This is a genomic window from Nocardia sp. JW2, from assembly GCF_051843015.1.
Lineage (GTDB): Bacteria > Actinomycetota > Actinomycetes > Mycobacteriales > Mycobacteriaceae > Nocardia > Nocardia coubleae.
Window position 1 is genome coordinate 94,939 of sequence record NZ_JBPXLK010000006.1, and the last position, 23,718, is coordinate 118,656.

The 23,718-nt window shown below is 67.4% G+C and carries 22 protein-coding genes; 10 read left to right on the forward strand and 12 right to left on the reverse strand.

The window, feature by feature from the left end; all coding sequences use genetic code 11:
• Window positions 1–58: 58 nt before the first annotated feature.
• Window positions 59–1,783, reverse strand: a complete 1,725-nt coding sequence (locus tag ACSVDM_RS11410) for a GMC oxidoreductase (RefSeq protein ID WP_439264555.1) — start codon at window positions 1,781–1,783, stop codon at window positions 59–61.
• Between the two features lie 100 nt (window positions 1,784–1,883).
• Between ACSVDM_RS11410 and ACSVDM_RS11415 the strand changes: the two genes are divergently transcribed.
• The 3 genes from ACSVDM_RS11415 to ACSVDM_RS11425 all read left to right on the forward strand — a co-directional run bounded on the left by ACSVDM_RS11415 (window position 1,884) and on the right by ACSVDM_RS11425 (window position 4,457).
• Window positions 1,884–2,591 carry a MerR family transcriptional regulator gene (locus ACSVDM_RS11415; RefSeq protein ID WP_439264556.1) on the forward strand — a complete coding sequence of 236 codons (708 nt, stop codon included), beginning with the start codon at window positions 1,884–1,886 and terminating at the stop codon, window positions 2,589–2,591.
• Window positions 2,592–2,739: 148 nt separating this feature from the next.
• On the forward strand, window positions 2,740–3,330 hold the full coding sequence (locus ACSVDM_RS11420; protein ID WP_439264558.1) for a hypothetical protein: 591 nt from the start codon (window positions 2,740–2,742) through the stop codon (window positions 3,328–3,330).
• A 128-nt stretch (window positions 3,331–3,458) separates the two neighbouring features.
• Window positions 3,459–4,457: an AurF N-oxygenase family protein gene (locus tag ACSVDM_RS11425; RefSeq protein WP_439264560.1), complete on the forward strand. Its 999-nt coding sequence runs from the start codon at window positions 3,459–3,461 to the stop codon at window positions 4,455–4,457.
• 7 nt (window positions 4,458–4,464) lie between these two features.
• Here ACSVDM_RS11425 and ACSVDM_RS11430 read toward each other — a convergent pair whose 3' ends face one another.
• Window positions 4,465–5,190 (reverse strand): TetR/AcrR family transcriptional regulator, encoded by a 726-nt coding sequence (locus ACSVDM_RS11430; RefSeq protein ID WP_439264562.1) that lies wholly within the window; start codon window positions 5,188–5,190, stop codon window positions 4,465–4,467.
• 37 nt (window positions 5,191–5,227) lie between these two features.
• Window positions 5,228–6,547, reverse strand: a complete 1,320-nt coding sequence (locus ACSVDM_RS11435; RefSeq protein WP_439264563.1) for a family 1 glycosylhydrolase — start codon at window positions 6,545–6,547, stop codon at window positions 5,228–5,230.
• Window positions 6,548–6,826: 279 nt separating this feature from the next.
• On the opposite strand from ACSVDM_RS11435, the gene ACSVDM_RS11440 reads away from it, so the two are divergent.
• Window positions 6,827–7,309 carry a nitroreductase family deazaflavin-dependent oxidoreductase gene (locus tag ACSVDM_RS11440; protein ID WP_439264565.1) on the forward strand — a complete coding sequence of 161 codons (483 nt, stop codon included), beginning with the start codon at window positions 6,827–6,829 and terminating at the stop codon, window positions 7,307–7,309.
• A gap of 48 nt (window positions 7,310–7,357) precedes the next feature.
• On the opposite strand, the gene ACSVDM_RS11445 is transcribed toward ACSVDM_RS11440, so the two are convergent.
• From ACSVDM_RS11445 to ACSVDM_RS11470, 6 genes are read right to left on the reverse strand one after another with little or no spacing between them, the layout of a single operon-like run.
• A complete protein-coding gene (locus ACSVDM_RS11445) occupies window positions 7,358–8,800 on the reverse strand; it encodes an NCS1 family nucleobase:cation symporter-1 (RefSeq protein WP_067638289.1) in 1,443 nt (480 codons plus the stop codon).
• A 24-nt stretch (window positions 8,801–8,824) separates the two neighbouring features.
• Entirely contained in the window at window positions 8,825–10,318 is a 1,494-nt protein-coding gene (locus ACSVDM_RS11450; RefSeq protein WP_439264567.1) for a CoA-acylating methylmalonate-semialdehyde dehydrogenase, read from the reverse strand.
• Window positions 10,319–10,334: 16 nt separating this feature from the next.
• Window positions 10,335–11,651, reverse strand: coding sequence for an aspartate aminotransferase family protein (locus ACSVDM_RS11455; protein WP_439264569.1), 1,317 nt, complete (start codon window positions 11,649–11,651; stop codon window positions 10,335–10,337).
• On the reverse strand, window positions 11,648–12,673 hold the full coding sequence (locus ACSVDM_RS11460) for a TIGR03842 family LLM class F420-dependent oxidoreductase (protein ID WP_439264571.1): 1,026 nt from the start codon (window positions 12,671–12,673) through the stop codon (window positions 11,648–11,650). Before ACSVDM_RS11460 ends, ACSVDM_RS11455 begins: the two co-directional genes overlap by 4 nt.
• 9 nt (window positions 12,674–12,682) lie before the next feature.
• A complete protein-coding gene (gene hydA, locus ACSVDM_RS11465) occupies window positions 12,683–14,104 on the reverse strand; it encodes a dihydropyrimidinase (protein WP_439264572.1) in 1,422 nt (473 codons plus the stop codon).
• A 16-nt stretch (window positions 14,105–14,120) separates the two neighbouring features.
• Window positions 14,121–14,963: a nitrilase-related carbon-nitrogen hydrolase gene (locus ACSVDM_RS11470; RefSeq protein ID WP_439264807.1), complete on the reverse strand. Its 843-nt coding sequence runs from the start codon at window positions 14,961–14,963 to the stop codon at window positions 14,121–14,123.
• 121 nt (window positions 14,964–15,084) lie between these two features.
• Between ACSVDM_RS11470 and ACSVDM_RS11475 the strand changes: the two genes are divergently transcribed.
• The 4 genes from ACSVDM_RS11475 to ACSVDM_RS11490 all read left to right on the forward strand — a co-directional run bounded on the left by ACSVDM_RS11475 (window position 15,085) and on the right by ACSVDM_RS11490 (window position 18,942).
• Complete coding sequence (locus tag ACSVDM_RS11475; protein ID WP_439264574.1) at window positions 15,085–16,446, forward strand: PLP-dependent aminotransferase family protein; 1,362 nt, start codon at window positions 15,085–15,087, stop codon at window positions 16,444–16,446.
• A gap of 163 nt (window positions 16,447–16,609) precedes the next feature.
• The gene (locus ACSVDM_RS11480; RefSeq protein WP_439264576.1) at window positions 16,610–17,491 is read left to right on the forward strand and encodes a haloalkane dehalogenase; all 882 of its coding nucleotides are present in this window, start codon (window positions 16,610–16,612) and stop codon (window positions 17,489–17,491) included.
• Window positions 17,492–17,779: 288 nt separating this feature from the next.
• The gene (locus tag ACSVDM_RS11485; RefSeq protein WP_439264577.1) at window positions 17,780–18,511 is read left to right on the forward strand and encodes a helix-turn-helix transcriptional regulator; all 732 of its coding nucleotides are present in this window, start codon (window positions 17,780–17,782) and stop codon (window positions 18,509–18,511) included.
• Between the two features lie 71 nt (window positions 18,512–18,582).
• Window positions 18,583–18,942 carry a DUF3703 domain-containing protein gene (locus ACSVDM_RS11490; RefSeq protein WP_439264579.1) on the forward strand — a complete coding sequence of 120 codons (360 nt, stop codon included), beginning with the start codon at window positions 18,583–18,585 and terminating at the stop codon, window positions 18,940–18,942.
• A gap of 62 nt (window positions 18,943–19,004) precedes the next feature.
• Here ACSVDM_RS11490 and ACSVDM_RS11495 read toward each other — a convergent pair whose 3' ends face one another.
• From ACSVDM_RS11495 to ACSVDM_RS11505, 3 genes are all read right to left on the reverse strand, one after another.
• Window positions 19,005–20,198, reverse strand: coding sequence for a site-specific integrase (locus tag ACSVDM_RS11495; protein WP_439264581.1), 1,194 nt, complete (start codon window positions 20,196–20,198; stop codon window positions 19,005–19,007).
• 60 nt (window positions 20,199–20,258) lie between these two features.
• Complete coding sequence (locus tag ACSVDM_RS11500; protein ID WP_067638311.1) at window positions 20,259–20,492, reverse strand: hypothetical protein; 234 nt, start codon at window positions 20,490–20,492, stop codon at window positions 20,259–20,261.
• A gap of 100 nt (window positions 20,493–20,592) precedes the next feature.
• Window positions 20,593–21,282 (reverse strand): winged helix-turn-helix transcriptional regulator, encoded by a 690-nt coding sequence (locus tag ACSVDM_RS11505; protein WP_439264582.1) that lies wholly within the window; start codon window positions 21,280–21,282, stop codon window positions 20,593–20,595.
• Between the two features lie 91 nt (window positions 21,283–21,373).
• Here ACSVDM_RS11505 and ACSVDM_RS11510 point away from each other — a divergent pair, with 91 nt between their 5' ends.
• Entirely contained in the window at window positions 21,374–22,489 is a 1,116-nt protein-coding gene (locus tag ACSVDM_RS11510; RefSeq protein WP_439264584.1) for an acyl-CoA dehydrogenase family protein, read from the forward strand.
• 588 nt (window positions 22,490–23,077) lie between these two features.
• Complete coding sequence (locus ACSVDM_RS11515) at window positions 23,078–23,641, forward strand: methyltransferase domain-containing protein (RefSeq protein WP_439264586.1); 564 nt, start codon at window positions 23,078–23,080, stop codon at window positions 23,639–23,641.
• Window positions 23,642–23,718: the final 77 nt, after the last annotated feature.

The following is a 23,718-nucleotide window of genomic DNA, read 5'->3' on the forward strand; positions in this document are numbered from 1 at the left end:
AACAAGGCCCCGGACCTGCGGTATGCGAAACCGCTTGTCCGGGGCCTTGTTTCGATCGTCAGCCCGCGGTCTTCTCCGGGTTACGGATCTCGACGATCGGCAAGACCAGCGCGGCGGGCGCACCCGCGGGGACCACCGGCTGCTTCGGCGCGACCGGCTCGATCCGGCGGTATCCCGCCTCCTGTGCGGGGCGGGTGTCGACCTCACCCTTGTTGGGCCAGTAGGCGGCCGCACGCTCGGCCTGCGCGGTGATCGTCAGCGACGGGTTCACCCCGAGATTGGCCGACACCGCCGCGCCGTCGACAACGCTGAGCGTCGGGTAGCCGAACACACGGTGGTAGGCGTCGATCACGCCGTGCTCCGGATCGGCACCGATCGCCGCACCACCCAGGAAGTGCGCCGTCATCGGCACATTGAACACATCGCCCCAGGTGCCGCCGGCGACGCCGCCGATCTTGTCCGCCACCCGGCGCGTCACCTCGTTGCCCGCCGGGATCCACGTCGGATTCGGTTGCCCGTGGCCCTGTTTGGACGTGAGCTTGCGCCCGAACAGCCCGCGCTTGGTGTAGGTGGTGATGGAATTGTCCAAGTGCTGCATGACCAGCGAGATGATGGTGCGCTCGCTCCAGTTCCGCACGCTCATGAAGCCGAAGAAGGTGAGCGGGTGGGTGATCACCAGCCACAGGAACCGCAGCCACCTCGGCACGCGCCCGCCGCCGTCGACCATCAGGGTCTGCAGCATGCCCATCGAATTGGAGCCCTTGCCGTAGCGGACCGGTTCGACATGGGTGTCGGGGGTGGGGTGGATCGAGGACGTGATCGCGACACCCTTGGTGAAGTCCTGGCCGGGCGCGAGCGTCTTGGTCGCCGCGCCGACGATGGACTCGGAGTTGGTGCGGGTGAGCAGGCCGAGCCGGTCGGAGATCTTGGGCAGCGCGCCCTCGTCGCGCATCGCGTGCAGCAGCTTCTGGGTGCCGAGCGTGCCCGCGGCGAGCACCACCTGCTTGGCGGTGTAGGTCTTGGGGTTCTTGCGCACCCAGGCGCCGGTGCGCTCGGTGGCGACGTCCCACGTACCGTCGGGCAGCGGACGCAGCGCCGAAACGGTGGTCATCGGAATGACCTGCGCACCTGCCTTTTCCGCGAGGTAGAGGTAGTTCTTCACCAGCGTGTTCTTGGCGCCGAACTTGCAGCCCACCATGCAGTCACCGCATTCGACGCAGCCGGTGCGCTCGGGGCCCGCCCCGCCGAAGTACGGATCGGCGACGGTCTTGCCCGGCTCACCGAAGAAGACACCGACCGGCGTCTGGACGAAGGTGTCACCCACGCCCATGTCCTCGGCGACGGCCTTGAAGATCTCGTCGGCGGGCGTCATGTGCGGGTTCTGCACCACGCCGAGCATCTTCTTGGCCCGCTCGTAGTACGGCGTGAGCTCGGCTCGCCAGTCGGTGATGTCGCGCCACTGCGCGTCCTGGAAGAACGGCTCCGGCGGAACGTAGAGGGTGTTGGCGTAGTTCAGCGAACCACCGCCGACACCGGCGCCGCCGAGGATGAGCACGTCGCGCAGCGGGTGGATGCGCTGGATGCCGTAGCAGCCGAGCTTGGGTGCCCACACGAATTTACGCAGGTCCCAGCTGGTTTTCGGCAGTTCGTCGTCGGCGAAGCGGCGGCCCGCCTCCAGCACGCCGACCTTGTAGCCCTTCTCCACCAGTCGCAGCGCGGTGACACTGCCGCCGAATCCGGAACCGACGATCAAGACGTCGAAGTCGGTGGTTCGCTCGGACATAGAAGAGCTCCTCGATGATGTCGACAGTGACGCCGGTAACGCTAACGCCGACAGCCAGCACTGTCAAAGTCCGCCCGGGCCCGGCCCCTATGCTGGTCGCGTGCCTCGATACACCCGCGCGGAACTCGCCGACGCCAGCGGCGTCGCGGCGCGCACGATCCGCTATTACCACTCGCTCGGCGTCCTGCCCAAGCCAGGGCGCGCAGGCAAGGAAGTGGTGTATTCCAGCGAGCATCTGGACCGATTGCGCGACATCGTCGCCATGCAGGGCCGCGGGCTTCGGCTCGACGCCATCCGTGAGGTCTTCGACGCCGAACCGACCAGCGGCGACTGGCGCACGCTCTTCGACCCGCGTTCGGCCCAGGCCGCGCAACGCAGCGCGGAGATCGACGACGCCGAACTCGCCGCCCTGCTCGGCGACCGTGGCTCGGACGTGCTGACCGAACTGATCGCCGTCGGTTATCTGGAGCGCCGCGGCGAACGGTGGTACGTGCCGGACCGCCCGATGCTCAAAGGCGCCCTCGTGCTCTACGACGTCGGTATCGACATCCCGCTGAGCGGCGAACTGCGCACCATGATCCGCTCGCGGATGGCCGCGCTGGCCGACGAGGTGGTACGCGCGGTCCGCGATGCGTCGGGCGGCTACGCCGGCGAAGACCTCGCCGTCGACCTGACCCGCTTCCGTGAACGCCTGCTCGCCATGGCCTGGGAGGTCGGCGGCACCACGCTGGCCGCCGAGGTGAACCGGGCCGCCGAGGAGGCTGCCGAAGCGCGCCGCGAGACGGCGGGCTCACCCCCGGTCGGCTGATCGACATGACTTTCCCCACGTGGCGCCGTCGCTACTCCCGAGGGACCGGTCGGTACGGTAGCGAAGGAGGTGATTCCTGCGGTATGTGGGGTGAGAGATGTGTGAACGGCGGGCCCACCGGTACCGCCGCCGAACGGGGAGTGCCCGAGTGAATTCTCGCGAGGAGATCTTGCGCCGCGTCCGAGACGGGCTGCTCGACCTACCCGACGACGCGCGACGGGTGACGGTTCGTCGCTCATCGGGTCGCTCGGCCGACGCCGACCCGGCCGAACGCGCCGCCGTCCTCGCCCGCTTCGTCGAACGGCTGCGCGAGCAGGGCTCGCTGGTAAGGCTGGTCGATACCACCGGCTTGCCCGCCGCAGTGGCCGATGTGCTCTACGGCATGAGCGTGCGCACCGTACTCGCCGCCGTCGAGCCCGGTCCGGCATGGCTCGACCATTGGGCCGGCGCGCCGGGTCACGCCGTGGTGCACGGGGCCGGCGCGGCGAGCAGTGGCGACGCGGTGGTCCGCGACGCTGTCGCCGGCGATGCCTCGACCGGTTCGCTCGCCCTGGAAGCGGACGGCGGTCCCGCCGTGTCGGAGGACATGCCCCAGGTGTGCGTGGTCCGCGCCGAACGGGTGTTCAGCTCCCTGCCCGATGCGCTGGACCGCCTCGATCCCCGTCGTCCGCTGATCTGGCGCGGCGGCCCCGCGGACGCGGAACTGGCCCGTCAACTGGTTGTTCTGCTGGTCGAATAGATCATCGACCTCGATTCGGACGCGCCGCACACGGGGGTTGTGTGGGACCTCAAGTCTCAGTTACTCTGAGTACGACGATGTGACGGTTGACACTGCCGTGCGCATCGACGCGAACCGAGGAGGCACCGATGACGCTGACCGAATCGAGCCGTGGCGGACTCATCAGCGAGGAATACCGCGATGCCCTGGCGACCCTGTCTCAAGGGTCCGTCGACCGGCATTTCGATCCCTACCTCGATATCGACTGGGATTCGCCGGAGTTGGCTCTCGACCCGAACGACCCGCGCTGGGTGTTGTCGTCCGAATACGATCCGCTCGGTGCCACGCAGTGGTATCGCGAGCAGCCGCTGGAGCGGCAGATCGAGATCGGCAAGTGGCGCACCGCGAACGCGATCAGGGTCGGCGCGGCGTTCGAGAGCATCCTGATCCGCGGGATGATGCAGTACATCATGAAGCTGCCGAACGGCTCACCCGAGTTCCGGTACTGCTTGCACGAGATGACCGAAGAGTGCAACCACATCCAGATGTTCCAGGAACTGGTGAACCGCATCGGTGTGGATGTACCCGGCATGCGCCCCTTGTTCCGGGCACTCTCGCCGTTCATCGGCGTGGCGGGCGGCTACGCGCACACGATCCTGTTCATCGGCATCCTCGGCGGCGAGGAACCGATCGACCACTATCAGAAGGCCATGCTCCGCGCGGGCGCGAACCTGCCGCCGATGGTGGTGCGCACCATGGAGATCCACATCGCCGAGGAAGCGCGCCACATCTCCTTCGCCCACGACTTCCTCGCCGCCCACATCGGGCGGATGGGCAAGTTCAACCGCGGCGTGTGTTCGGTGGCGTTCCCGATCGCGATGCGCTGGCTGGCCGGGGAGATCATGGCTCCGCCCCGTTCGTTCGCCACGCAGTTCGACATCCCGCGTGAGGTCATCCGGGAGGCCTTCTGGAAGTCCGAGCACTCGCAGCACGTCCTGGCCGGCTACTTCGCCGACGTGCGGAAGCTGGCCGACGATCTGGGCATGATGAACCCGATCGCCAAGCAGGTGTGGAAGGCGCTCGGCATCGACGGGCCGCTGTCGCGCTACCGCAGCGAGCCGGAGCGGAGTGCGCGCAGGGCAGCGTGAGCCGCCCTCAGCCGCCGTTGGTCATCAGCTGGGTGATGACCGTGGTGAGGGGTTGTTCGGCGTCGAGGGTGAGTCCGTGGCGCCGGGCGACGCCGTCGACCACGTGCCAGGCGTAGGAGGCGACCTCCTCGATCAGCTGCTGTCTCGACAGGACCGGGGCGGGGTCGTTGGCCCAGCGGGTGACCGTCGCCTCGGTCATCGAGACGATCGCGAAGGTCATCGCGTCGGCCGAGCCGTCGTCGGCCACGCCCACCACCCCGGCCAGTCCGGTGACCAGCGCGCGGGTCGACGCGGCGAGCGTCGCGATGAGCGAACTCATCGCGTCGACGTCCGGATCGGCCTCCGACGGCCCGGTGCGCAGGAATTCGTGCAGTCGTGGATGCTCGGTGACCCACGTGACGACGGCGTCGACCGTGCGAACGAGGATCTGGTGGATGGAACCGTCGCCGATGTCGAGCGCGTCTTCGATATCGCCGACGAACCGGTCGGTGATATCGCTGCGGATGCGCCGGTCGAGCTCGTCGCGGCCCGCGAACTGCCGGTACACAACGGATTTCGCGAGCCCGGCGTGTTCGGCGATCTGGACGATCGGCACCTCGACACCCGGCGGCGCCTGCTCGATCAATTCGATCGCCGCCTGGACGATCCGTTCCCGGCGGCTGTCGTTGTGCGGCTGCCACCGGGCTTGTCTGCCGCTCACGGCGCGGGCTGGTCGTGACGTTGCGCTCGACACCGCCTGAGTGTAAAGCACACGATCCGGTATCGAACTGTTACCGAGGGACTGTCACCGGATCGGTGCAACTGGCCACCCCGTTCACCACCGAACAGGGCGCAGGCGCTCGCGTCGGGCGATAGTCGTCGCCGACGCCGCCCGCGGCGGTGATCTCCCGGTAGGCCGCGACAGCGTCGGTGGGCTTGCGGGTGAGTGTGGGGTCGGTCAGCACGTCGACGGTGTAGAGGCCGAATCGTGGTGTGTAGGAACCCCATTCGTAGTTGTCGGTGAGGCTCCAGTAGTTGTAGCCGAGCAGTGGGATGCCGTCGGCCACGGCCCGTTGCAGCCAGTAGACGGTGTCGCGCAGCGAATCGGCGCGGGTGTAGCCGTCGGGGCGTGGCAGCCCGTTCTCGGTGGGCATCCCGTTCTCGACGATGTAGAGCGGACGGCCGGGGAACTTGCGGGCGTAGTGCTCGAGGACGTAGTAGATGCCCTCGGGGTGCAGTGGCATGGTCCAGAGCTTGCCGGGGTCGGGGATGCGCGGTTCGGCGGGGGAGAAGCTGTAGTAGTAGTCGATCCCGATGTAGTCCAGGCGCGCCGAGATGCGGTCCAGCAGCGGGCCGTTCACCGCGTCGTCGACGGCGGGCAGGTGGGCGACGTTGCTCGTGACCATGGCACCCGGCTGCACGGAGTGGATGTGCTCGTGGATGCCGTTGTGTGCCTGTGCGATTCGGTCGACCATGCTCGGTGCGTCGGCGGGGGCGAGCCCGCCGTGACGTAGTTCGTTGGCCAGATACACCATCGGCTCGTTGAACGTCACCCACAGCGGGTCCGTGTGGGCGAAGCGGTCGACGATGCTTCGCGCGTTGGTCAGCCAGTCGGCCACGATGCGCGGATCGCGCCAGCCGCCGCGATCCGCTACCCAGCCGGGATAGACCCAGTGATCGAGGGTGAGCATCGGTCGCATGCCCGCCGCGACGATCGCGCCGACGACCTCGTCGTAGAACCGGAGACCTGCCTCGTCCCAGACGCCGGGTCGAGGCTGCACCCGCGCCCACTCGATGCCGATGCGGTACACGCGCACGCCGAGGTCGGCCGCGAGGGCGATATCCGATCGGAACCGCTGGCGGAAGTCGACCGAGTTCAGGTACGGATGCTCGGTGCTGCCGGACTCCGCGTAGCGGCGCCAGTTGCTGTCCGGTGCGTCGCCTTCGGCCTGGAACCCGGAAGCGGCTACACCCCAGAGGAAGTCGGGGCTCATCGGTGCCAACTGGGTGGATGCCGGTGGTCGGGCGGTAGTGGGGGAGGTGCTTCCCGCGAGCGCGGCGAAGACAACGGCGATCGTGGCGAGGATCCTGCGGCGACTGGGGGAGGGCATGGCACTCCTGGCGGCTGGAATGGGCGGGGAGGAGAGTCCAGTGTGCGGCATCGACGAGCGGTAGTCCGGGAATTGCGGCAGTAAGGCGAACGTCCATTTATTACATTCGGTTACGCCGATATGCGCATCTAACTATGTAAGCCCAGTCTTTCCAACCCACAACTCACCTCCGATACATGTGCCCACGAACAAACCACTAGCAAGGACGGGGGAGTGAAATGCCTCTCAAGCACACCCCTTGGGTTCGTTAATCCAGCGCGCTCGAGCCAGGATTCGGGGATGGTGTGGAATCCCTTGCCCCGTGTGGCGCGCGTGTTCGGAGCACAAGCCTGGGTGATGCGGGGGGCGAGTGTCGTGTTGCCCGCCGAGCGGTTGCTTCGCCGGTTCTCCGGTGGGCGTTGGGGTGTCCTGGATCTGGCCGGTCTGCCGTCGATCGAGGTGACGGTGGTCGGCCGCAAGTCGGGTGTACCGCGTACGACCTCGCTGCTGTGTGTGCCCGACGGCGACGGCTTCTTCCTCGTCGGTTCCAATTGGGGCAAGCCCGAGCATCCGGCTTGGTCGGCGAACCTGCGTGCCGCGCGCACGGCGTCGGTGCGGTTCAACGGCAGTGCGGCGTTTCCGGTGTCGGTCGCGGAGATCACCGGGGTGGAGCGTAAGCGGGTGTGGGATCAGGTCGTGGAGTTCTGGCCTGGTTACGAGATGGAGTATGAGCTCGCCGGCGGGCGCGAGTTCCGGATCTTCCGGCTCGACCGGATCGTCTGACGACTGTGCCCCGGCGACAGTCGTTGTCGCCGGGGCACAGCCACGGGTTCAGACCTGCGCGGGTTTGCGGCTCAGGCCGTACATGACGGCCGCACCGAGTGCCGCGCCGACCGGCCACGACAGCGCGGTGACCGAGGCGGAATCGGGAACAAGGGCAACGACGACGCTGACCGCACCCGCGATGAGCAGCGCGACGAGCGCTCGCGGGTTGAAGCCCCGGGTGTAGAAGTAGGTGCCGTCGGTCGCGCCGGAATAGAGCTCGGGCACCTCGGTGCGCTGTTTGCGAACCAGGTAGTAGTCGACGACCAGGATGCCGAACACGGGGCCCATGAGGGCGCCGACGCCGCCGAGGAAGTAGACGATGAAGTCCTGGTTGGCCCACAGCTTCCAGGGCAGCACGACGATCGACAGGACGGCGGTGATGATGCCGCCGGTGCGGAACGAGATGTACTTCGGTGCGGCGTTGGAGATGTCGTAGGCGGGGGAGACGAAGTTCAGCACCACGTTGATGCCGACGGTCGCGATGGCGAACAGCACGGCCGAGATGATGACGATCGCGTCGTTGTCGATGTGGGCGACGAGTTCCACCGGGTCCGACAGCACTTCCCCGTACACCTTCAGGGTGGCGAGGGAGATGATGATCGAGATGACGACGAACGCGGTCTCGTTGAAGGGGATGCCCCAGGCGTTGCCGCGCCGGATGGCCTTCTGACTGGGTGAGAACCGGGCGAAGTCGGCGTAGTTCACGAGCGGTCCGGCCATGAACGCGACCATCAGGAACGCGACCCCGATGAACGCCGACACCGTCTGTCCACTCGAGAGTGCCTCACCCGCACGGGCATTGAGGTCGATACTCCAGTCGGCCTCGCTCATGATCCACACGGCGAGGGCGATCATGCCGATCCACACGACCGGTCCGGCGAAGTCGGAGGCCTTGCGCACGATCTCCATGCCGTAGCTGATGATCATGAGCTGCACCGTCCACAGCACCAGGAACGCGATCCAGCCGAGCGCGGACAGTCCGAGGAAGCTGGGTTTCGTCCACGACTCGAGACCTGGCGACACCCGCAGGATCAACACGATCACCGCGGTGGAGGCCAGGTAGGTCTGGATGCCGTACCAGAAGATCGCGACGAGCGCGCGGAGCAGGGCGGGAATGTTGGCGCCGAACACGCCGAAGGTGGCGCGGGCGAAGACCGGGAACGGAACCCCGACCTTCTGACCCGCGACACCGACGAGGTTGCTCCCGAGCCACAGCATCAGCACACCGGCGAACAGGGCGAGCATGGTCTGCCAGCCGGTCATGCCGAGGGCGAGCATGCCGACGGCGAAGCCGTAGCTGGCGATGCTGTGGGCCGAGGTCATCCAGAGACAGAACAGGTCCCAGGTGCGCCAGGTCGCCGTCTCCTTGGTAGTGGGCGCCAAGTCGTCGTTGACCAGCTGCGAGTGTCGTCCCGCGCCCTCGGGCGCGTGGACCTGTGTTTCTGTCATCGCATTATCTCTCTACTACTACTGCTAACTGTGCTGGGGGAACCCGAGGTTGATGCCGCCGTGGCTCGGGTCGAGCCAGCGCGACGTGATCGCCTTCTCCTGGGTGAAAAACGAGAAGCCCTGCGGTCCGTAGGCTTTCGCGTCGCCGAAGATCGACGCTTTGTGGCCGCCGAAGCTGTGGTAGGCGACGGGCACCGGGATGGGGACGTTGATGCCGATCATGCCGACGGTGACGCGGCGCTGGAATTGCCGTGCGGCCCCACCGTCGTTGGTGAAGATCGCGACCCCGTTGCCGTAGGGGGAGCTGTTGATGAGTTCGATGCCTTCCTCGAAGCCGCTCACCCGGACGACGGAGAGGACCGGGCCGAAGATCTCGTCCTGGTACACGGCGGAGCTGGTCGGGACGTTGTCGATGAGGGTCGGGCCGAGCCAGAACCCTTCGGCCGCACCGTCGATGCTGGTTTCGCGGCCGTCGACGACGATGGTGGCGCCGTCGGCGGCGGCCACGTCGAGGTAGCCGGCCACCTTGTCGCGGTGTTCGCGGGTGATGAGCGGTCCCATGTCGCAACCTCGGCGACCGTCGCCGGTGCGCAGTTCGCCCATGCGTTCGGCGATCTTGGCGACGAGTTCGTCGGCGATGCTGTCGACGGCGAGCAGTGCGCTCACCGCCATGCAGCGTTCGCCCGCCGAGCCGAAGCCGGCGTTGACGGCGGCGTCGGCGGCGAGGTCGAGGTCGGCGTCGGGCAGCACGAGCATGTGGTTCTTGGCCCCGCCGAGTGCCTGTACTCGTTTGTCGTTGGCGGCGGCGGTCTGATAGACGTAGCGCGCGATCGGGGTGGAGCCGACGAAGGAGATCGCGGCGACGTCCGGGTGGACGAGTAGGGCGTCGACGGCTTCCTTGTCGCCGTGGACCACATTGAGGACACCGGCGGGCAGGCCCGCTTCGGCGGCGAGTTCGGCGAGCCAGTTGGCGGCCGAGGGGTCCTTCTCGCTCGGCTTGAGGACGACGGTGTTGCCCGCGGCGATGGCGATCGGGAAGAACCAGAGCGGAACCATGGCGGGGAAGTTGAACGGGCTGATGATCCCGACCACCCCGACCGGTTCGCGCACCGAGTACACGTCGACGTCGGTGGAGACGTTCTGGCTGAACTCGCCTTTGAGCAGTTGTGGCATGGCGAGGGCGAATTCGACGACCTCGAGTCCCCGGGCGATCTCGCCGCCCGCGTCGCTGAGGACTTTGCCGTGTTCGGCGGTGAGGATCTGGGCGAGGTCGTCTTTGCGGGCGTTGAGCAGTTCCCGGAAGGTGAGCAGGAACCTGCTGCGGGTGGCGATCGAGCTGTCGCGCCATTGGGGCAGGGCGGCGGCGGCCGCGGCGACGGCGGTGCCGACGTCGGTGGCGGTCGCCATGCGCACCTCACGTTGGGGTGTGCCGAGGGCGGGGTCGAAAACCGGTGCGGTGCGGGTGGATTCGCCCGGCCAGGCCTTGCCGTCGATCCAGTGCTCGAGAATCTGTGTCATGGTCGTTTCCTTGTCTTCAGAGTCCGGCGAGTACGTCACGAATCGCGGCGACGCCCGCGGTGGCCTCGGCGTCGGTGATGACGCAGGGCGGCACCACGTGCAGGCGGTTGTCGGCGATGAACGGGAGCACGCCGCGTTCGAGCAGACCGGTTTTGAGCTTGCCCATGGTCGCGGCGGGGACGGGGGTTCGGGTGTGTGGGTCGGTGACGAGTTCGAGTGCCCAGAACACGCCTTCGCCGCGTACCTCGCCGATGACGGGGAAGTCGTCGGCGAGGGCTCGTAGTGCGGGGCCGAGGGTTTCGCGGCCGACGCGCTCGGCGTTGGCGACGATGCCTTCGGATTCCATGGCGTCGAGTGCGGCGACGATGGAGGCGGCGGCCAGGGGGTGGCCGCTGTAGGTGAGGCCGCCGGGGAACACGGTGTCGTCGAAGGTGTGTGCCACGGGGTCGGAGATGATGACGCCGCCGACCGGGACGTAACCGGAGTTCACGCCCTTGGCGAAGGTGATCAGGTCGGGGACGACATCGTGGCGGGAGAACGCGAACCAGGCGCCGGTGCGGCCGAAGCCCGCCATCACTTCGTCGAGGATGAGCAGGATGCCGTAGCGGTCGGCGATCTCACGCACACCGGCGAGGTAGCCCGGCGGTGGGACGAGCACACCGGCGGTTCCTGGCACGCTTTCGAGCAGGATGGCCGCGATGGAGGCGGGGCCTTCGCACTGGATCACCCTTTCCAGGTGGTGCAGGGCGCGTTCGCATTCCTGTTCGGCTGTCTCGGACCAGAATTCGCTGCGGTACAGGTAGGGGCCGAAGAAGTGGACGTGCCCGCGGGCGAATTCGTTGGGTACGCGCCGCCAGTCACCGGTGGCGACCACGGCGGCGCCGGTGTTGCCGTGGTAGGAGCGGTAGGTGGAGAGCACCTTGTCGCGGCCGGTGTGCAGGCGGGCCATCCGAATGGCGTTCTCGATGGCGTCGGCGCCGCCGTTGGTGAAGAACACCTTGTCGAAGCCGTCCGGGGCCAGCGCTGAGATGCGCTGTGCCGCTTGTCCTCTGGCGAGGTTGGCGGTGGCGGGGGAGATGGTGGTGAGCTGGGCGGCCTGCTCGGCGATGGCCCGGGTGACCGCCGGGTGCTGGTGGCCGATATTGACGTTGACGAGTTGGCTGGACAGGTCGAGGTATTCGCGGCCGGAATGGTCCCACACGGTGCAGCCACGACCGCCCGCGATGACGAGTGGTTGCAGTGCGGCCTGGGCGGACCAGGAGTGGAAGACGTGGTCGCGGTCGAGCCGGTAGGCCAGGGCGTCGAGGTCGGTCGCGGTGTCGGCGGCGGTCATGATGCCGCCTTCATCGCGGTGATGTGTTTGGTCATGCCGGGAATGACGGTCTCGCCGTAGACGCGCATGGTCTCCTCCTTGTTGTCGTGTTGGAGATAGCCCGCGAACTGGTCGACACCGAGTTCGGCGAGGCGCTGCAGCTTCTTCAGATGTTCTTCGGCGGTGCCCAGGACACAGAACCTGTCGACGATGTCGTCGGTGACGAAGGCGGCGTGGGTGTTGCCCGCGCGGCCGTGCTGGTTGTAGTCGTAGCCTTCGCGACCGGCGATGTAGTCGGTCAATGCCGGTGGGACGGAACCGGATTCGCCGTAGCGGGCGACGATGTCGGCGACGTGGTTGCCGACCATGCCGCCGAACCAGCGGCACTGGTCACGCATGTGGGACCGATCGGTGCCGATGTACATGGGTGCGGCCACACAGATCTTGACCGCGTCGGGGTCGCGCCCCGCGGCGGCGGCCGCGTCCTTGACGGTGCGGATCATCCATTCGGCGATGTCGAGGTCGGCGAGCTGGAGGATGAACCCGTCGGCTACCTCACCGGTGAGCTGGAGGGCTTTGGGCCCGTAGGCGGCGACCCACACATCGAGGGTCGAGCCGGTGCTCCACGGGAATTGCAGCACGCGTCCGTCGACCTCGACGGGGCGGGAGTTGGCGAGTTCCTTGATGACGCGGATGGATTCACGCAGGGTCGCCAGGGTGGTCGGTTTGCCGCCACCCACCCGGACCGCGGAGTCGCCGCGGCCGATGCCGCAGATGGTGCGGTTGCCGTAGGCCTCGTTGAGGGTGGCGTAGGTGGAGGCGGTGACCGTCCAGTCGCGGGTGGCGGGGTTGGTGACCATGGGGCCGACGGTGATGCGTTTGGTCTCGTTGAGGATCTGGCTGTAGAGCACGTACGGTTCCTGCCACAGGATGTGGGAGTCGAACGTCCACAGGTGGCTGAAGCCGTGCGCTTCGGCGAGTTTGGCCAGGTGCACCGTGCGCGCCGCAGGCGGGTCGCACTGCAGGACCGCTCCGAATTGCATGGTGGCTCCCTAGATGAGGTATTGACAGGGGTTGCGGCGGACGAAGCGTCCGTCGCCTTTGCGGCCGAGGTAGGTGTTATCGTCGACGACGACCTTGCCTCGCGAGAGCACGGTGTCGACGTGACCGTCGATCTCGTAGCCCTCCCAGGCGGAGTGGTCCATGTTCATGTGGTGGGTCGCGTCGACGCCGATGGAGGTGTGGCCGTCGGGGTCGTAGATCACCACGTCGGCGTCGGCGCCGGGGGCAAGGACGCCCTTGCGGCCGTAGAGCCCGAACATGCGCGCGGGGGTGGTCGCGGTGATCTCCACCCAGCGTTCGAGGCTGATCTTGCCGTCGACCACACCCTGGTACATGAGGTCCATGCGGTGTTCGACGGAGCCGATGCCGTTGGGGATCTTGGAGAAGTCGCCGATGCCCATGTCCTTCTGCCCCTTCATGCAGAACGGGCAGTGATCGGTGGACACCATCTGCAGGTCGTTGGTACGCAACGCCTGCCACGCTTCGTCCTGGTGGTGGTCGTGCTTGGAACGCAGCGGCGTGGAGCACACCCATTTGGCGCCCTCGAAACCCGGCGCGCCCAGCTGGTCCTCGAGCGACAGGTACAGGTACTGCGGGCAGGTTTCGCCGAAGACGTTCTGGCCGCGGTCGCGGGCCGCGGCGAGCTGGGCGACGGCCTGCTTTGCCGACACGTGCACCACATACAGCGGCGCGCCGGTGAGTTTGGCGAGCATGATCGCCCGGTGGGTGGCCTCTTCCTCGAGTTCCCAGGCGCGCGCGATGCCGTGGTAGTAGGGGTCGGTCTTGCCCTGGGCGAGCAACTGGCCGACGAGCACGTCGATCGCGGGCCCGTTCTCGGCGTGCATCATGGTGAGCAGGCCGGTGTCGGCGCCGGTCTGCATGGCGCGCAGGATCTGGGCGTCGTCGCTGTAGAACACGCCGGGGTAGGCCATGAACAGTTTGAAGCTGCTGATGCCTTCGCCGGGCAGTTCGCGCATGGCGCGCAGGGATTCGTCGTTGACGTCGCCGATGATCTGGTGGAACGAGTAGTCGATCGCGCATTCGCCCGCGGCCATGTCGTGCCAGGTCTGCAGGCTGTCCTGGACTCGCTCACCGAATTTCTGGACGGCGAAGTCGATGATGGTGGTCGTCCCGCCCCAGGCGGCGGCGCGGGTGCCGGTTTCGAAGGTGTCGGCGGCGGTGGTGCCGCCGAAGGGCATCGACATGTGGGTGTGAGCGTCGATGCCGCCGGGGATGACGTATTTGCCGGTCGCGTCGATCACGCGGTCGACCGTTTCCGTCAGATTCGCACCGAGGACGGTGCTGCCGGGTTCGAGGAGGGCGACGATGCGTTCACCGTCGATGAGCACATCGGCCGCGCCGCGCCCGGTCGCCGAGACGACGGTGCCGCCGGTGATCAATGTTGTTGCCACGGTGATCCTTTCCGGCTCAGGGCGCCACGATCGAGGAGTAGGAGTCGGGGCGGCGGTCGCGGTAGAACTGCCAGTCGCCACGCACCTCGCGCACCACGTCGAGGTCGATCTCGCGGATCACCAGTTCCTCGGTGCCGGTGGATGCGACCTCGCCGACGAAATTGCCGCGCGGGTCGACGAAGTAGGAGCTGCCGTAGAAGGTCACCGCGTCGTCGCCGAATTCGTCGCTCTCGGTGCCGATCCGGTTGTTGGCGGCGATGAAGTACTGATTGGCGGCCGCCGCGGCCGGCTGTTCGAGTTCCCAGAGCCGGTTGGACAGGCCGGGTTTGGTGGCCGAGGGGTTGAAGACGAGTTCGGCGCCTGCCAGGCCGAGGGCGCGCCAGCCTTCGGGGAAGTGGCGGTCGTAGCAGATGTAGACGCCGATCTTGCCGACGGCGGTGTCGAACACCGGGTAGCCGAGGTTACCGGGGCGGAAGTAGAACTTCTCCCAGAAGCTGGGCAGGTGGGGGATGTGGTGCTTGCGGTATTTGCCCAAGTAGGTGCCGTCGGCGTCGATCACGGCGGCGGTGTTGTAGAGGACTCCGGGCTGGTCTTCCTCGTACACCGGCAGCACGATCACGATGTTGTGTTCGCGTGCCAGGGCGGCGAACCGTTCGGTGGTGGGGCCCGGCACCGATTCGGCGTATTCGTAGTACTTCTTGTCCTGCACGTTGCCGAAATACGGCCCGTAGAACAGTTCCTGGAAGCAGATCACCTGAACGCCTTCGGCGGCTGCCTGCTCGACGAACTTCTCATGTTTGGCGAGCATCGATTCTTTGTCGCCGGTCCAGGTGGTCTGTGTGATGGCTGCTTTGATGATCGTCACCGGTCGATCTCCTGCCTAGGATTTGGGTTATGTTATCGTCAGTACTAAACATTTCTTGAATGTTTCACCCAATGCCGGGAAGTGTAAATCTCGAGGGGCCGACGGCGAGGGAAAAGTGGACAAGAAGATCCGGATCGATGATCCGACGCCCGCCGGGATCGCCGGGGCGATCGCCCGGCTCATCACCAGTGGCGAACTGCGCCCGGGTGATCGGCTCCCCACGGTGCGCGAACTGTCCGCGCAGCTGGGAGTGAGTCCGGCGACCGTGAGCCACGGGTGGCGGGCGCTGGCCCAGGCCGGGCTGGTTGTTTCCAAGGGGCGCAGCGGAACCTTCGTCACCGGGGTGCCTCGCGCGGCCCCGACGCGTGCGGGTGGGATGACCGGTGGGGCCGAGTCCGCGCGCCTGGATCTGTCGCTCGGCACGCCCGATCCCGCCCTGCTCCCCGAGGTCGGATCGCTTCTCGCGCAGGTGGCTTCGCGTGCGGAGAGCACCGACTATCACCAGCCACCGGTGGTTCCCGAGCTCGGTCGGCTGCTGCAGGCCGACTGGCCGACGGGGTCGGGTGGGTTGACCGTCGTCGACGGGGCGATGGACGCGGTGGCGCGCAGCCTGGCCGCAGTGGTGCGCTTCGGTGATCGGGTGATCGTCGAGAACCCGACCTTCCCGCATTTCCTCGACTACCTCGACACCATCGGTGTACAGGCCGTCCCGGTGGCGATGGATGAAAACGGTGTGCTGCCGGACGAATTGGCGCGCGCCCTCACGCTCGCACCCGCCGCCGCCGTCCTACAACCGCGCGCCCAGAATCCGACCGGTGCGTCCATGACCGCCGAGCGCGCCGAGACGCTCGCCAGGATCCTCGGTCGCAGCGAGCATCGGTGCATGGTCGTCGAGGACGACCATTCCGGTGCGATCGTCGCCGCCCCCGACATCAGCCTCGGCCGCTGGCTACCCGACCAGGTGCTGCACGTGCGGAGTTTCTCCAAATCCCACGGCCCCGACCTGCGCATCGCCGCCCTCTCGGGCCCCGAGGAGGTGATCGACCGTATCGTCGCCACCCGCATGCTTGGCCCCGGCTGGACGCCGCGCATCCTGCAACGTCTGCTGTACGAACTCCTGCGTGACGACACCGCGAACGGCACTGTCTCGCAAGCACGTACGGAGTACGCCGATCGGCGACGCGCACTCACCGGTGCTTTGAGCCGGCACGGTGTGGCGGTCGCCGACGGGGATGGACTCAATGCCTGGGTACCGGTGACGGATGAACGCTCGGCGCTGGTTCATCTGGCGGCCAACGGCATTCGGGTGGCTCCGGGCGGTCCTTTCCTGGTGGGTGAGGAGGCGGGTCAGTCGCAGGCGGTGCGTGTGACCGTCGCGCCGTTGCGGGACGGCATCGACGATGTGGCACGCATCTTGGCCACCGCCGCCCAGCCGCCGCGGCAGTCGGAGTACTTCTCGTTGCAGACGGGGCGTTGACGGGCTTTCCCACCCCTCTGGTGAGTTGTCCAACTAACTCTGGACAAAACCTCAGGGTGCTCGCTAATGTCTAGAGTCAGTTGGGCAACTAACTAACACGGGAGTGATTCCGCCCGACTCTGTCGATCGGGATCGCCGCCTGTCTCCACCTGAAAGGACCACCATGCCTGTCACCCGTGTACTCGACTCGACCATCTACCACCGTGAAACCGGCACCGGCGCACCGATCGTGTTCCTGCACGGCAACCCGACCTCGTCGTACCTGTGGCGCAATGTTCTGCCCGGCGTCGGCGCCGGTCGGCTGATCGCTCCTGACCTGATCGGCATGGGCGAGTCGGGGAAGCCTGCGATCGACTACAGCTTCGACGACCATGCGCGCTACCTGGATGCCTGGATCGAGGCGATGGGGTTGGACAGTGTGGTGCTCGTCGGACACGACTGGGGTGGCGCGCTCGCTTTCGACTGGGCGGCACGGCATCCGGATCGGGTGCGCGGGGTCGCGTTCACCGAAACCATCATCAAACCCATGAGCTGGGAGGAGTTCCCCGCGGGCGGTCGGGATCTGTGGCGTGCGATCCGGACCGACGGTGTGGGCGAGTCCATCTTCCTCGAGGATTCGTTCGTCCGAGACGGGCTCGCCACCATCTCGGGTCGGCTCGAGCCCGCCGACCTGGCGGTGTACCAGCGCCCGTTCCCGACGCGGGAGAGCAGAATTCCCGTGCTGCGCTTCGCCCGATCGATGCCGCTGGACGGAACTCCGACCGATGTCGTCGCGCGCGCCGAAGCGTACGACGAATGGCTCGCGTCCAGCCCGGGCGTGCCGAAGCTGATGGTGAACTTCACGCCCGCCTACGGTGCGATGACCGAACCCGCCGTCATCGACTGGTGCGCGAAAACCATTTCCGCCCTGCATATTCAGCAGTACGACGAGGTCGCCGGCCACCACACTCCCGAGGACCAGCCGGATCTGCTGGCGGCCGCCATCTCCGAGTGGCTCGACCGCAATGATCTGCGGCAGGTACACCATGCCGAGGCGCTGGTCTGACCTGCGCGCTGCGGCGCCTGTCAGCCACCTCGACTATCCGCAGTAGGGGTGCGCGCCCCTCGGCCATCGGATCGAATGCGCCGCCCACGACAGCCGACTACCCGTTCGGTGCCGCTTCGAAGGTGATGGACTCACCCACATCGGCCAGTCGAAGGCGAGCGCACCACCCTTGAATCGCACTCGAGGTTCCCGGGTGGGGGGCTGGTGGCATTGCCATACTTCGACCATGCAGTCTTCGCACCGCGCGGTCGGTGGCCCAGCGTGTCGGGCCGCTCCTGGGCAGAACACATGACCGGCGCGACCGGATGGACCGGGACGATGCTGTTGCGGCCCGGGTTGATGGTGCTGACGGGTGAGGTCGGAACCACGGCGCTGCATGCGCACCACACAGTGCAGATCATGCAGAGCGAGTCCGCGTTCCGTATCGGAGACGCACACGGATCGACCGCGAGCTGCCGGGCCGCGGTGATTCCGCCGAACACCAGCCACCGAGTCGTCGAGGGCACCGCCACGGCGACATTGATCCACTTGGCGCCCGAAGCGGCGGTGGCGACCGTGCTGTGTCCCGATCCCGCGGATGCGGTCGATGTCTGGGTGCGTCACGGGGCGATGTTCAGCTGCGGCCCGATCGGAATGACTGCCCTTGTCACCGGCGCCGGCGAGCCCGACCGTAGCGCCTGGCATCCGGCGGTGCGCCGTTCCCTGGCCGATTTGCCCGGGCTCCTCGCCGACGGCCCGGTGCGGCTCGGCGAACTCGCCCAGCGGGCGGGGCTGTCGGAGAGCCGACTGGCGCACCTGTTCTCGGCCGAAGTGGGGCTTCCGTTCCGTGCGTACGTGCGTTGGCTGCGGATGCAGCACGCAATCCGGCTGTTCGCCGCAGGTCGGACCCTCACCGAGGCCGCTCACGGTGCCGGATTCGCCGACAGCGCCCATCTGAACCGCGTCTGCCACAGCATGTTCGGCGCAGCCCCGTCGCACTTCGGGCAGCTGCGGTTGGTGGACGAACTCGGCGGCCCGTAGCAGGTTTGTTCAAGCAGGCGCCGAGGTGGACAGCAACGCTGTTGGCAGGCAATCCAACTCAGGAGGTCCCCATGTCCCGCATGCCTGCCGGCGTCCGATCCGCGTTCGAAGCCGAACTGAACCGCGCTCGCCTGAGCACCGATATCGACGAGATGTGGCACGCCCTCGAACGGGCCCACATCCTGTCGCAGGAGTGGGCGTGGCCGCACACTCGCGCCCACTGGGAGATGCTGCGGCTCGCGATGCGATCCCGCGACCGCCGCGAAGTCGTCGGCCAGGTCCTTCGACTCGCCTTCGGCGGCATCGCATCCGCGACCGGTCGCGCACCACTGGGCAACAACGGTCGATCCGATGTCGGCCCGTTCACGCCGATGCCGATCCCGGAAGATCTCATGGCCATACTCTCCGCGGGTACGACCACAGCCCGATGAAGAAGGTACGGCCGTTCGGGTGAGCGGCTCCGCGGGGCACCCGGTGCGCGCCGGTCAGCGCGTCAGAGGCCGAGTTTGGTGACGGCGTTGTCTTCGAGGGGGTTGGCGGTGCGGATGTAGCCGTGGACGGTTCGCGGGTTGGACCAGCGGCCCTGGCGCATGATTTCGCGGTCGCTGGCGCCGCCGAGGGCCGCTTGGGTGGCGAAACCGGCGCGTAGGGAGTGGCCGGAGAACAGGTCGGGGTCGAGGCCTGCGCGGGCGGCGTAGCGTTTGACCAGTTCGGCGACGGCACGGCCGGACAGGGCGGTGGGGGCGATGGTGCCGTGCCGGTTGACGGTGGGGAACAAGGGGCGGTGGGGGTCGCTGCTCAGGGTGGTTCCGGTGAAGCCGTGGCAGCGGTGGATGGTGGTGTCGGTGATCGGGTTCGCGGTGACCCAAGCACGCAGATCAGCTGTGCTGGAATGGTTTTCGAGGAGCTGCACCCAGTCGGCGAAGGCGCAGACGGGGCAGGTGTGCGGGTGTTTGCCGCGTGGCAGGGCGACGCGCTGTTCGCTCGCACCGGTCGGGTCGGTTTTGGTGGTCGGCAGGTGCACGATCAGCAGTGGTTCACCGGTGTGGTGATCGGTGCGTACCTGGACATCGCCGATGCGCAGGGCGGCCAGTTCGCTGCGTCGCAGCGCACCGGCGAAACCCACCAGCAGGGCGAGGGCGTCGCGGCGGCGGGCCGGTTCGGTCGGCCAGCCGGGGGCGGGGAGTTCGGCGAGGAGCTGTTCGAGGGTGTGCAGCAGGACCGGGCGTTTGCGGGTCGGTGGGGTGCGGCGGGTGCGGCGGATGCCACGCAGGGTGAGACGCACGACGTCGGACCTGGTCGGGGACGGCAAACCGTTGGCCGCGTGCACGGCGGCGATAGCGGCGGATTTGCGGTCGAGGGTGGCGGGGCTGAATGCCCACGTGCCGTTCTCGCGGCGGGCGTCGGCGGCCGCGGCCAGATACACCGCCACGTCCAGGGGGTCGGCGGGCAGCGCCTGGCGGTGTTCGCCCGCGCACCAGCCCGCCCACGCGATCCAGTCGGTGCGGTAGGCGCGCAAGGTGTTGGCCGACTGTGACGCCTCGAGATAGCGGCGTAGCGCACCTGCTTGGTCGTCGTCGAAGCGTTCACCGACGAGCCGCAGTGCGGCGGTGTCGATCAGGACGCTGCGCACCCCGCGGCGTAGTTCGGTGCGGACCCGTTCGGGTAGCACGACCGCCTCGCTCACCGCAGCCCTCCTCGCCCGCGTCGTCGCCGCTGATCTACGGCGCGCCCAGCTTAATCCGGGTCAGGGCAGTTCCTCGAGTTCGGCGAGCTTGGTGTGGATGAACGCGGCGAGGCGGTGCTTGGCCGCGCCGGTGAGGAAGCTGGTGTCGCCGAGGCGAGGGAACCCGTCGTCCGCCGATGCCGCGGGTTCGGGGGTGTCGGTATCGCCGACTAGTTCGAGACGTGCCGGATGCTGCTGGGGGAGAGGAACATTCGGTTCGTCCGGTTCTGTCTGCTCTGCTCCGGTACGTACCATGACTCGAACAATAACGTTGTGGTCACGGCCGTTGCCAACACGATAGGCCACGGAGTGATAACAGACACGTTTTGTTCGGATTTGCGTAATAAGTCCGGTTTCAGGAGGCTCGGGCCTGCTGGGCGGTCGCGCGCACGTACCCGGCGACCGGGCTCAACCGCAGCACATCCGGCATCCGGCGGGTTACCGCGTGCGGGCCGATGAACCGCACCCGTCCGGTGTGCTGGGCGTGCGTCAGCGGCAACCGGCCGAGCCACACCTCGTACAAACCCGCCACGTCGGCGCTGATCGTCACATCGACCGGATATCCCGGATCCGTCTCGCACACCGACGCCGCGCCGGCCTCGACCACGATCCAGAACCGGCGCGGATCGTCGGTGAACCGGACCGCGAGCACCTGACGGCGACCCGGCAGTTGCGTGGTGTCGAGGCGGTTGTGCATCCACCACACGAGCAGGGCCGCGTCGCGTTCATCGAGGCGTGGTTCGCCGAAGGTCCAGCGTGCACCCCACTCGCCGAGGCCGAACAGGATCGGTTCCAGGTCACGGCCCGCCTCGGTGAGCACGTACTCGGTGCCGAGCTTGTCGACCAGGCCCGCGCGTTCGAACTGGCGCAGCCGTTTGGCCAGCAGGCTGCGCGACAGGCCGGGCAGGCCGCGGGCGAGATCGTTGAATCGGGTGGTGCCCAGGAACAGGTCGCGGGCGATGAGCAGCGACCAGCGTTCACCGAGCACGTCGAGGGCACGCGAAATGGGGCAGTACTGGGCGTAGCTGGGGGTTGTGCTCGTCATCATCACCTCGCCGACGGGGTCCAGATACTGGACCGGGGGAGTCCACTTTCTGGACTATCCGGTTATCGCGCCCGTCCCTACCTTTCGAAACATGACTTCCACGATTACTTCCGCAACCGACCGGGTCGCCCTGGCCCGCACGATCGGTGAAACCCTGCGCACCGAGGTCGCCGAGCGCGACCTCACCGGCGAGATCTCCGTCGCCGCCTTCGACCTGCTGCGCTCCTCCGGGCTCTCGGCCGCGCTCGTTCCGGCCGAATTCGGGGGCGGCGGGGCCACGCATTCCGAAATGGGGGCCGTGCTGCGTGAGCTCGGCGCCCACGATCCGTCGACGGCGGTGGCGTTCGCGATGCATTCGCATCTGGTCGCCGCGCAGGTGTGGCGGCACAAGCACGGTATCGACGCCTCCGGCGTGTTCGCGAAGGTTATCGGTGGGGCGATTCTCGTCAGCACCGGCGCCTCGGACTGGGTGGATTCCAACGGAATGGCCGTGCCGGTGGACGGCGGGTACCGGGTGAGTGCGCGCAAAGCGCCCGCGAGCGGATGCGAGGTGGGTGACGTGCTCGTCACCAGCGTCCGCCTCGAAGGGAACCAGGTGCTGCACTGTGCGATCCCGATGTCGGCGGCTGGTGTTCGGATCGAGAAGACCTGGGACACACTGGGTTTGCGGGCCAGCGGATCGCACACCGTGGTGCTCGACGACGTGTTCGTGCCCGAGGTGGCGGTGTCGCTGATCCGGCCCGCCGGTGCGTGGCCCACTGTGCTGAATGTCGTGATGGGGGCGGCGCTTCCCCTGATCCTGGCCGCCTACCTCGGTATCGCCGACGCGGCGGTCGCCCTCACCGCCCACCTGCTGCGCGGGCGCGCCGACGACCACACCCTGCAGACCGCGGGCGAGATGCTCAACGCCCACTCCACCGCCGACGACCTCGTCACCGCCATGTTCACCGACGCCGCCGACCTCACCTTCCCCAACACCGACGCCTACGCCGCCCGCGCCCTCAGCCGCAAAACCGTCGCCGCCGAAGCCCTCGTCGACACCGTGCGCCTGGCCATCGAAACCACCGGCGGCGCCGGTTACTCCCGCACCTGCGACCTCGAACGCTTATACCGCGATGTCCTCGGCTGCCAGTTCCATCCCCTGCCCCGCCCCAAACAGACCCGCTTCACGGGGCGAGTCCTGCTGGGGCACAACCCGATCGGGTAATGCGATCCCGCTTGCGGCGCAGCGAGCGGGGCAGTTCCTCGGTGCCTGCTCCGCGTCGGCCTGTTCGCGTCAGTGAAATTGCAGCCGCGGGCGCGATGCCGGCTCATCCGGATCCGCAATGACCCCGCCCTGCGGTGCGCTCCTCCACCTTCCCGTGGGTAGCCCGCCCCAATGAGCGGGCTCCGGGTGCTGGGAGTGGTCGCGTGGGCGGGGACGGCGGAATGTGGTTGCGGCCGGAGGGAGCGGCTGGTGTACTCGGGCCGTGATGATGTTTGCGCAGCAGTGGTGGCCGGTCCGGTAGCGGTCGGCGTTGTTGTTGCGTGGCCGCCTCGCGGGCGGTCGGGTGCTTGTCGTGACGACATCTGGACGGGTCCGGGCGGCGGTCCTGGATAGAGAGGTCGACAGATGGGCGACAGCACTTCAGCTTCGGGAACCGGTGGGTTCGGGGAAATCCTGGTCAGTTCTCGTTCGCTGGACGAGTATCGGGCGATGTTCGCGCTCAGCGAGGAGGATTTGCGGCGCCGGATCCTCGATTGTCCCGGTGGTGCTGCGGGTTTCACCGCTGAGGTGTGTGCTCGGGGTGGGGACGTGACCGCATGCGATGTCGCCTATTTCGGTGACGGGTTGGCGAAGGTGGCGGCGACCGCTGTTGCCGAGGCCGAACGCGGCAACGACTTCGTTCGCGCACACGCACAGGATTATCGGTGGGAGTTCTTCGCCGATCCCGACGCGCATCGCCGGGCACGCTCCGAGTCGGCCCGGCAGTTCGCCGCCCACAGCGGTTCGTATCCGCAACGCTACGTTCCGGGACGGTTGCCGCAGCTGCCGTTCGCGGACAACAGTGTCGATCTCGTGCTGAGTTCGCACCTTCTCTTCTGCTACGCCGACGATCTCGACCCCGAATTCCATCGTCGAGCCATCATCGAACTGCTGCGGATCGGTGCCGAGCTCAGGGTGTTCCCGCTTGTTCCGATCGGTTCGCGCAGCCCGTACCCCCACCTGCGTGCGTTGGTTTCCGAACTGGCCGACGACGGTGTCGACTGCCGGGTGGTCGATGTCGACTACGAATTCCAGGTCGGTGCCGGTCAGATGCTGATGTGCCGTCGGGTGAGAGATGGCGCGACCCGCAGCCGGCAAATTCCACGACGCTAACTGGGCGATCGTCCATGTTGTTCTATTGTTCATCGAAACGCGCTGGGTGCGGTGCGGTAGCGGCCGGGGTGTTGTGC

Excerpts from the sequence above, each read along its gene's own strand:
- ACSVDM_RS11410 (WP_439264555.1), bottom strand. The coding sequence starts at position 1,783 with ATGTCCGAGCGAACCACCGACTTCGACGTCTTGATCGTCGGTTCCGGA.
- ACSVDM_RS11425 (WP_439264560.1), top strand. The coding sequence starts at position 3,459 with ATGACGCTGACCGAATCGAGCCGTGGCGGACTCATCAGCGAGGAATAC.
- ACSVDM_RS11435 (WP_439264563.1), bottom strand. The coding sequence starts at position 6,547 with ATGCCCTCCCCCAGTCGCCGCAGGATCCTCGCCACGATCGCCGTTGTC.
- ACSVDM_RS11440 (WP_439264565.1), top strand. The coding sequence starts at position 6,827 with ATGGTGTGGAATCCCTTGCCCCGTGTGGCGCGCGTGTTCGGAGCACAA.
- ACSVDM_RS11445 (WP_067638289.1), bottom strand. The coding sequence starts at position 8,800 with ATGACAGAAACACAGGTCCACGCGCCCGAGGGCGCGGGACGACACTCG.
- ACSVDM_RS11450 (WP_439264567.1), bottom strand. The coding sequence starts at position 10,318 with ATGACACAGATTCTCGAGCACTGGATCGACGGCAAGGCCTGGCCGGGC.
- ACSVDM_RS11455 (WP_439264569.1), bottom strand. The coding sequence starts at position 11,651 with ATGACCGCCGCCGACACCGCGACCGACCTCGACGCCCTGGCCTACCGG.
- ACSVDM_RS11460 (WP_439264571.1), bottom strand. The coding sequence starts at position 12,673 with ATGCAATTCGGAGCGGTCCTGCAGTGCGACCCGCCTGCGGCGCGCACG.
- ACSVDM_RS11480 (WP_439264576.1), top strand. The coding sequence starts at position 16,610 with ATGCCTGTCACCCGTGTACTCGACTCGACCATCTACCACCGTGAAACC.
- ACSVDM_RS11485 (WP_439264577.1), top strand. The coding sequence starts at position 17,780 with ATGACCGGCGCGACCGGATGGACCGGGACGATGCTGTTGCGGCCCGGG.
- ACSVDM_RS11490 (WP_439264579.1), top strand. The coding sequence starts at position 18,583 with ATGTCCCGCATGCCTGCCGGCGTCCGATCCGCGTTCGAAGCCGAACTG.
- ACSVDM_RS11500 (WP_067638311.1), bottom strand. The coding sequence starts at position 20,492 with ATGGTACGTACCGGAGCAGAGCAGACAGAACCGGACGAACCGAATGTT.
- ACSVDM_RS11505 (WP_439264582.1), bottom strand. The coding sequence starts at position 21,282 with ATGACGAGCACAACCCCCAGCTACGCCCAGTACTGCCCCATTTCGCGT.
- ACSVDM_RS11510 (WP_439264584.1), top strand. The coding sequence starts at position 21,374 with ATGACTTCCACGATTACTTCCGCAACCGACCGGGTCGCCCTGGCCCGC.